Below are 7,863 nucleotides of genomic sequence, written 5' to 3'. Positions count from 1 at the left end.
CGTGCTTTTATATTTTTTTGTTTGTGGGGGGCGCGGTGGTCGGCGGGGGGGGGGGGGGGGGGGGGGGGGGGGCGGCGCGGACACCGCCCCGCGTCGCCGTGCGGGTCACTCGCCCGCGTACGCCTTCTTCAGCTCGGCGATGTCCAGCTTGCCCATCGCGTACATCGCCCGGGTGGTGCGGGCCGCCCGCTCCGGGTCGGCGTCGCCGATCATCTCGATCAGTCCCTCCGGGATGACCTGCCAGGAGACTCCGTACCGGTCCTTGAGCCAGCCGCACGGGCCGGGCTCGCCGCCGTTCTCGGCGAGCTTGGTCCAGTAGTGGTCGACCTCCTCCTGCCCGTCGCAGTAGATCTGGAAGGAGATCGCCTCGTTGAACTTGAACTGCGGGCCGCCGTTGAGGGCGACGAACTTGTGCCCGTTGGCCGTGAAGTCGACGGCGATCACCGATCCGGCGGGGCCCGGTCCGGCCTCGGTGTAGTGGCCGATCCGCCCGATGCCGGAGTTCTTGAAGATCGACACGTAGTAGTGGGCGGCCTCCTCGGCCTGGCCGTCGAACCAGAGACACGTGGTGAATCCGTCGGTGGTCATGGGCACCTCCTGGAGCGTGGAACAGGGTCATCCGTACCGACCCCCACACGGCGGGAAACTCATCGCCGGCCGCTCATCGGGACACCTAGCATGCAGACCATGATCTCTTCGTCAGCCGTCGAACCGTTTCGTGTCTCGATCCCCCAGAGCGACCTCGACGACCTCCACGACCGGCTCGACCGCACCCGCTGGCCGGCCGAGCTGCCGGGCGCCGGCTGGGAGTACGGCGTACCGACGCCGTACCTGCGGGAGCTCGCGCACTACTGGCGGCACGAGTACGACTGGCGGGCGGCCGAGGCGGAGCTCAACGCGTGGCCCCAGTTCACGACGGTGATCGACGGCGCTCACGTCCACTTCGCCCACATCCGCTCCGCCGAGCCGGACGCCACCCCGCTGGTCATCACCCACGGCTGGCCGGGCTCGGTCGTGGAGTTCCTGGACGTGGTCGGCCCGCTCACGGATCCGGCCGCGCACGGCGGGGATCCGGCCGACGCCTTCCACGTGGTGGTGCCGAGCGTCCCGGGTTTCGGTTTCTCCGGTCCCACCTCGGCGCCCGGCTGGGAGGCGGGCCGGATCGCGGACGCCTGGGCCGAGCTGATGGGGCGGCTGGGTTACGAGCGGTTCGGCGCGCAGGGCGGCGACTGGGGTGCGGCGATCTCGCGCGAACTGGGCCGCGCCCATCCCGAGCGGGTGATCGGCGTCCACCTCAATCTGCTGCCGGGCGCCCAGCAGGCCACCGAGCCCACGGCCGAGGAGCTGGCCGCGCTCGGCCCCGAGGAGCAGGCGCACACCCTTGACTCCTGGCACCGCTGGGCCGCCTGGTCCCGGGAGAGCACCGGGTACGCGGTCCTGCAGAGCACCCGCCCGCACACCCCCGGCTTCGCGCTCACCGACTCGCCGGTGGGACAGCTCGCCTGGATCGTCGAGAAGTTCCAGGAGTGGACGGACTCCGAGGAGCTGCCGGAGGAGGCCGTGGACCGGGACCGGCTGCTGACCGACGTGATGCTGTACTGGCTGACCGGCACGGCCGCCTCGTCCGCCCGCGTCTACTGGGAGCGGGCGCACGCCACCGGCCTCCGCGCCACCGCGCCCTCCCTGCCGTCGACGGCACCGACCGCCCTCGCGCTCTTCCCGGCCGAACCCCAGCGTCCGCTGCGGCACAAGGCCGACCGCACGGAGAACATCGTGCGCTGGACGGAGTTCGACCGGGGCGGACACTTCCCGGCGATGGAGGAGCCGGACCTGCTGGTGGGCGACGTCCGGGCGTTCTTCCGGCAGCTGCGGGAGCAGGGCGCGGCCTGACCCGCCGTCAGGCGACCAGGCACAGCCCGTTGTAGGGCGCGGGCCGGCCGGCAGCGGTCTGCCGGGCGAACTCGGAGTGGACCAGGGACAGCAGGTTCCCGAGGTCGAGTCCGAGGGCGTGGGCGGCGGCCGCGAGGACCTCGGAGGATGCCTCCTTGCGGCCGCGCTCGATCTCCGAGAGATACGGCAGGGAGATCCGGGCGGTCTCGGCGACCTCCTTGAGGGTCCGTTCCTGGTCCAGCCGCTCGCGCCGCAGGACGTCTCCGACCAGGTCTCGCCAGAGGGGCTCTCTCGGCTCCGGGTCCGGCTGGCTCGGGCGCAGCGGAATGACAGGGGCGTGGTCGCGCGGTTGACTGCTCACTCCGACAGCCTAAAAGCAGTGGCCCCTCGCAGGAGCGGATCGGCATGCTGCCCGGCATGGATGCGCTGGAGTGCACGGGAACGGGGCCGAAGCTGCGGGACACCTTCGACCAGGACGCGGAGCGGTACCTGCGCGCACGGCCCCGCTATCCCCCCTCTCTGGTGGCGGAGCTGAGCCGGGTCACCGCTGCCGGCCCGGGGGTGCGCGTGCTGGAGATCGCTCCGGGCACCGGGCAGCTCACCGTGGACCTCGCCGGGTCCGGCTGTGCGATCACGGCCGTGGAGCTGGGGCCGTCCCTGGCCGCGGTGGCCCGCCGGGAACTGGCCGCGTTCCCCGCCGTGGACGTCGTGACCGCGGACTTCGAGCGGTGGGAGCCGCCCGCGGAGCCGTTCGACGCGGTGGTGTGCGCGACCGCGTTCCACTGGATCGACCCCGCGGTCCGGGTGCCCAGGGCGGCCCGGGCACTGCGCGCCGGCGGACTGCTCGCCGTCGTCACCACCCACCATGTGGCGGGAGGCACCGAGGCCTTCTTCGCCGACGTGCAGGAGTGCTACGAGCGCTGGGACCCGGCCACCCCGCCGGGACTGCGGCAGACCCCCGAGTCGGAGATCATCCCCGACACCGCCGAGTTCAGCGGCTCCCCGTACTTCACGGACGTCACCGTGCACGGCCACTCCCAGGAGATCACGTACACCACCGACGCCTATCTGGACGTCCTCCTCACCTACTCCAACCACCGCGCCCTGCCCGAAACCGCCCGGAAGGGGTTGCTGGACGGTGTCCGGGACCTCATCGACTCGCGGTACGACGGTGTGGTCACCAAGCGGTACCGGCACGAACTGATCACGGCCGTCCGCGTCGGAGGGTGAGCGGTTCGCCACCGGACGTCGACGACCTTTTTCCGCCAGCCGTGTAAACGGGGTGCATGCGACGCGTCACCCCGGGTACTCGTCGTTCAAGCACGCATGGGATGTCCGACAGCGGGTACCCGGGCCAGGGCGATCAACTGGACAAGGCCGGAACGACAGAGGCCGAAGAGGCACACGCCGTACCGTGACTTTCGTGGGGAGAGGCAATGAACACCGGGATCCGGTCCGAAGCAGTGAAGACCGCGCAGTGTGTCGGAGAACGCTCGGCGGCAGGGACGCTGCCCGGAATAGAGGACCCGAAGACCGTCGCTCCCCGGGACGCGCGCGAGCTGTCCCGCCAGTTCTTCCGGCGGATCACCGAGCTGGAGGAGGGCACGGCCGAGTACCAGTACGCCCGCAACACCCTCATCGAGATGAACATGTCGCTGGTGCGGTTCGCGGCCGGACGGTTCCGCAACCGGGGCGACGACATGGAGGACATCGTCCAGACCGGGATGATCGGCCTGATCAAGGCCATCGACCGGTTCGAGCTGTCGCGTGAGGTGGAGTTCACCTCCTTCGCGCTGCCGTACATCGTGGGCGAGATCAAGCGGTTCTTCCGGGACACCACCTGGGCGGTGCACGTCCCGCGCCGGCTCCAGGAGCTGCGGGTCGAACTGGCCAAGGCGCGCGAGGAGCTCTCCAGCCGCCTTGACCGGGATCCGACGGTCGCCGAGCTCGCCACCCTCATGAACCTGTCCGAGAACGAGGTGGTCGAGGGCCAGCTGGCCTCCAACGGCTACAACTCCTCCTCGCTGGACGCCGCGCTCACCGGCGACGGCCCCGAGGACGGCGAGTCCGTGCTCGCCGACTTCATCGGGGTCGAGGAGGACGGGCTGCGGCTCGTCGAGGACTTCCAGTCGCTGGCCCCGCTCATGGCCGAGCTGAGCGAGCGGGACCGGGAGATCATCCATCTGCGGTTCGTCGAAGAGGCCACCCAGGCGGAGATCGGCGAGCGGCTCGGCTGCTCCCAGATGCATGTCTCCCGCCTCATCAAGCGGATCATCGCGCGGCTGCGCCAGGGGATGCTGGGCGAACTCGGCTGCGCCTGAGTCCGACGGCGGATCGCACGGGTACCGCCCCAAACCGCCCGGACCGGCGCACGGGGCGGCACCCGTGCGATCCGGTCGGTGCGAGATCAGTGCGAGAGGGGCACCAGCGCGCGGACCCGCTTGCCGACCGGCACCCGCTCGGCGGTCACTTCGGCGGCCAGGGCGTGCACGATCTCCAGACCGTGCCGGCCGACCCGCTCGGGATCCTTGGGGAACCGCCGGGGCAGCGCGGCACTGCTGTCGTACACGGAGACCAGGACCGCGCTGTCCGTACCCTCCAGTTCGAGGATGTACGGGCCGTTGCTGTGCCGGTCCGCGTTGGTGATCAGCTCACTCACCACCAGGAGCAGCTCACCGTCGGCCCGGGGATCGATCGCGGCGCACCACTCGGTTCTGAGCTGTTCCAGGAAGCGGGCCGCGAAGTCCCGTGCCTCGGCGATGCAGCCAGGTTCACCGGTGTAGTGCGCCGCCCGTCGCAGCGGCTCCACGGGTACGTCGAAGCCAGTCGGTATCACTGCCCCGCCCAGGTGTTCGATCATGCGTCTCTCCAGGAGGCCGGTGCCGGCCGGATCGCTGTTGCAACCATGCTCGTACCCCGAGTGTCGTCCCGCAGTCCCCAAGGTGTTCGCCGACCGCGCACAAAAGACGTCACGCTGGTCACACCGCCGGGGAACCGGGGCTTCCGGATTCCGGGGGGACGTGGGGAGCCGAGCTGGGTGGGGCCTGCGGGGAGGCCGGGGAGGCCGGGGACAGCGCGGACTCGGAACCGGGCGACGCCGGGGAGGGCACCTGGGAGGGCGGGGCCGCCGACTTGGGCGACTGCGGTGCGGGCGCCTCGGACTTGGGGGACTGGTTCTTGGGGGGCTCCGTCTTCGGGGACTCCGTCTTCGGCGCCTCGGACCTGGGCGCCTCGGTCTTCGGAGACTCGGTCTTCGGAGACTCCGTCCGCGGTGATTCCGTCTTCGGTGATTCCGGCTTGGGGGACTCCGGCTTCGGAGACTCGGTCCTCGCAGACTCCGACGAGGACGGCGGCTTCGAGGACGGCGACTCGGACGACGGCGAGTTCGACGACGGGGACGGGGAGCCGGTGCCGTGGCTCGCGCCGGGGCTGGACGGACCCGAGGGGTGGGTGGAGGCCGGCGGGTTCATCGGGTTCGGGTCGGCCGGGGGCTTGACCGGGCGGTCGTCGTGCCCGGTGTGATCGCCCCGCTGACGGCCGAACCAGTCGTCGTGCTTGTGGTCGAAGAGGACGAAGACGTTGACGATCCGCGCGGCGGGCGCGACGACGACCACGTTCGAGGGCCGGTACCCGGACCAGGCGGCACCCGTGGTCCTCGGGGTGTTCTGCTGCGCGACCGGCGGGGTCAGCGGGTTGCCGCAGGCACAGCGCACCTGGGGCACCCCGTGCCCGTCGACCAGGACGGCGGTGCCCGTCTGGAGGACGGACTGGTACGTGGTCGAGCCGCCGTCGCGGTAGCCGTGGGCGGTGACCCGGGTGTCCGCGCGCAGCTGCACGGGGGTGAGGGAGCGCAGGTAGGCGGGGACGCCGGAGGGCCGGACGCCGACCTGGGCGGCGAACGCCTTGTTGCGCGAGGGTGAGGCCTGGAAGTACCTGACCTGTTTCTCGATGTCGCAGCTGCTGCTGTTCTTCGTTCCGCTGTAGAGGCCGGGCGCTCCGCCGTCCACCCCGCGCACCTCGTTCACCGGCGCGGCGGAGTTGTCCGGCCCGGCGGGTACGGAGGACGCCGCCGCGACGGAGCTCTTCGTGGCACTGGACTCGGTGAACGGGTCCTGCCCTGAGCTGTTGGCGGCCTGCAGGAAGACCTCGCCGGTCTTCCCGGAACCGCCGTCCGAACGGGTGAGGACCACGGCCAGGACCGCGGCGACCACCACCGCGGTGGTGAGCATCGCGATCCGGGGAGCGGACCGCCACCACGGCTGGTGCGGCGGTCCGCCCTGGCTGCCGCCTCCCCCGCCGCCGGGCGGCGGTGAGGGCGGGCCGGGAGGTGGTCCGGCGGGCCCGGACAGCGGGCCGGAGGGCGGTCCCGTGGGGCGGCCGGATGACGGCGGTTCGATCCTCACGCTCATCTCCCCGTTGCGACGGACGGCATTCGCGACGATCGGCTTGAAACACCTTTTGCGAAAAATGCCTCATCTGATGCACAACGAGCCCAATGTGCGCCGGTCCCCCACCGCCCGCAAGCCGAGGTCCCCCGCCGCCCGCAGGCAGACGCGGACGGCGCACCCGGCGGGCGAGGCGCCGGCAGGCTGCCTAGCGTGGCACCGTGAGCGCCCGAATCACTTCCGCACGGCACGGCTGGCTGCCCGCCCTCGGTGTGGTGCTCGCCTCGCTGGTCGCCATGGCGGTGGTGGCCGCCGTGGGACTGTGGGCCGCGGGCGCGGCGGACCTGCCGAAGAGCGCGTTCCTGCCGGTACTGCTCGCGACCGTGGTGGCGGCCGTCGGCGGCACCGTCGAACTGTCCGGCGACGCGGGCGACCTGGCCCGGACGAACGCCGGCCTGACCGTCGTACCGCTCTCGGTCACGCTGGTCGGGACGCTGGTCGGCGCCGCGGGTTTTCTGCGGCCGCTGCGGCACCGGGCGGTGGCCGGCGCCCGGGAGCTGGCCGGCTGGGCGGCCCGGATCGCGGTGCTGTGGCTGCTCGCGCTGGTCGGGCTCGCGCTCGGCGCCCGGCACGTCTTCGCCGTGGACGTGGGTGACGGCACCCTCGGTGACCTCTCCGACCTGCTGGACGCCGGGCCGACGGTGGGCTTCACGACGGACGTGCCGCTCACCGTCGTGTTCGGGCTGCTGTGGCTCGCCGGGATCCTGGTGCTGGCGCTGCTGGTGTCCCCGGGGGCCCCGCTGCCGGGACGGCTGCTGCGGTTCCAGACGTCGGTGCGCCCGGCGGCGTTCGCGATGGTCGTGTACGTGCTGGCGTCCGTCGCCCTGGCGCTGGTCGCCGCGCTGGTCGCGATGGTGACGCGCGGGCATGCCGAGCAGACCCTCGCGGTGATCCTGCTGGGGCTGCCCAACCTGGCGTGGCCGGCGCTCACGCTGGGTCTCGGCGCCACCTGGCAGGGCCGGGTCGACGGCCCGTTCGGGCTGCCGGTGCCGCATGTCCTCGCCGAGGTGCTGCGCACCCCGGACGTCTCGACCCTCGACCTGCGTACGGTCACCGCCCACGACGGCCGCTGGTGGTGGCTGGCGGTGGCGGCCGCGGTGCTGCTCCTGGCGGCCGCCTTCCTGATGGCGGCCCGCTCACCGGCGCGGGTCCGCGCCTGGCGGCACGCCCTGCATCTGGCGGTCGCGCTCGCGCTGACCATGCTGACCCTCTGCCTCGCCGGCCGGGTCTCCGCCCACTACGGCCTCTCGCTGCTCGGCATCGGTGACCTGGGCGGCAATCTGTCGGGTGAGCTGCTGCTGGAACCGCGGCTGTGGCCGGCGGTGGGCCTGGGCGCCCTGTGGGGTCTGATCGCCGGGTTCCTGGGCGCGCTTGCGGCCGGCCCGGTGCGCCGCCGGGGCGAGGTCGCGGCCCCAGAACCCTGAGGCCCTAGCTGTTCTGTCCCGGGAGGTTGTGGACGGTGACAGGGCTCACGGCTGACTGATCTTGAAATAGGTGAGGGCCTTCTGGCTCGGTGTGGATTGCGACG

At 72.0% G+C, this 7,863-nt stretch carries 7 protein-coding genes and 1 pseudogene; 4 read left to right on the top strand and 4 right to left on the bottom strand.

Translation table 11 applies throughout. The annotated features are described in order from the left end of the window. Positions 1–105: 105 nt before the first annotated feature. Entirely contained in the window at positions 106–588 is a 483-nt protein-coding gene (locus tag ACFXI4_RS37105) for a VOC family protein (RefSeq protein ID WP_362718629.1), read from the bottom strand. Between the two features lie 99 nt (positions 589–687). Between ACFXI4_RS37105 and ACFXI4_RS37100 the strand changes: the two genes are divergently transcribed. Next, positions 688–1,890: an epoxide hydrolase family protein gene (locus ACFXI4_RS37100; RefSeq protein ID WP_384999772.1), complete on the top strand. Its 1,203-nt coding sequence runs from the start codon at positions 688–690 to the stop codon at positions 1,888–1,890. A 7-nt stretch (positions 1,891–1,897) separates the two neighbouring features. On the opposite strand, the gene ACFXI4_RS37095 is transcribed toward ACFXI4_RS37100, so the two are convergent. After that, positions 1,898–2,251, bottom strand: coding sequence for a helix-turn-helix domain-containing protein (locus tag ACFXI4_RS37095; protein WP_384999769.1), 354 nt, complete (start codon positions 2,249–2,251; stop codon positions 1,898–1,900). Positions 2,252–2,295: 44 nt separating this feature from the next. Between ACFXI4_RS37095 and ACFXI4_RS37090 the strand changes: the two genes are divergently transcribed. Together ACFXI4_RS37090 and ACFXI4_RS37085 are read left to right on the top strand one after the other, a co-directional pair. Further along, positions 2,296–3,120: a class I SAM-dependent methyltransferase gene (locus tag ACFXI4_RS37090; protein ID WP_384999766.1), complete on the top strand. Its 825-nt coding sequence runs from the start codon at positions 2,296–2,298 to the stop codon at positions 3,118–3,120. Positions 3,121–3,326: 206 nt separating this feature from the next. Next, positions 3,327–4,211 (top strand): RNA polymerase sigma factor SigF, encoded by an 885-nt coding sequence (locus tag ACFXI4_RS37085; RefSeq protein WP_384999763.1) that lies wholly within the window; start codon positions 3,327–3,329, stop codon positions 4,209–4,211. 86 nt (positions 4,212–4,297) lie between these two features. On the opposite strand, the gene ACFXI4_RS37080 is transcribed toward ACFXI4_RS37085, so the two are convergent. Continuing rightward, a complete protein-coding gene (locus tag ACFXI4_RS37080) occupies positions 4,298–4,750 on the bottom strand; it encodes an ATP-binding protein (protein ID WP_384999761.1) in 453 nt (150 codons plus the stop codon). 328 nt (positions 4,751–5,078) lie between these two features. After that, positions 5,079–6,293, bottom strand: a pseudogene (locus ACFXI4_RS37075) (DUF6777 domain-containing protein); the annotation flags it as partial. Positions 6,294–6,496: 203 nt separating this feature from the next. Here ACFXI4_RS37075 and ACFXI4_RS37070 point away from each other — a divergent pair. After that, entirely contained in the window at positions 6,497–7,759 is a 1,263-nt protein-coding gene (locus ACFXI4_RS37070; protein ID WP_384999758.1) for a streptophobe family protein, read from the top strand. Positions 7,760–7,863: the final 104 nt, after the last annotated feature.

Source organism: Streptomyces sp. NPDC059224 (assembly GCF_042754285.1).
Taxonomy (GTDB): Bacteria; Actinomycetota; Actinomycetes; order Streptomycetales; family Streptomycetaceae; genus Streptomyces.
The sequence above is the reverse complement of the archived record's forward strand: the minus strand, read 5'-3'. Positions and strand labels throughout refer to the sequence as shown.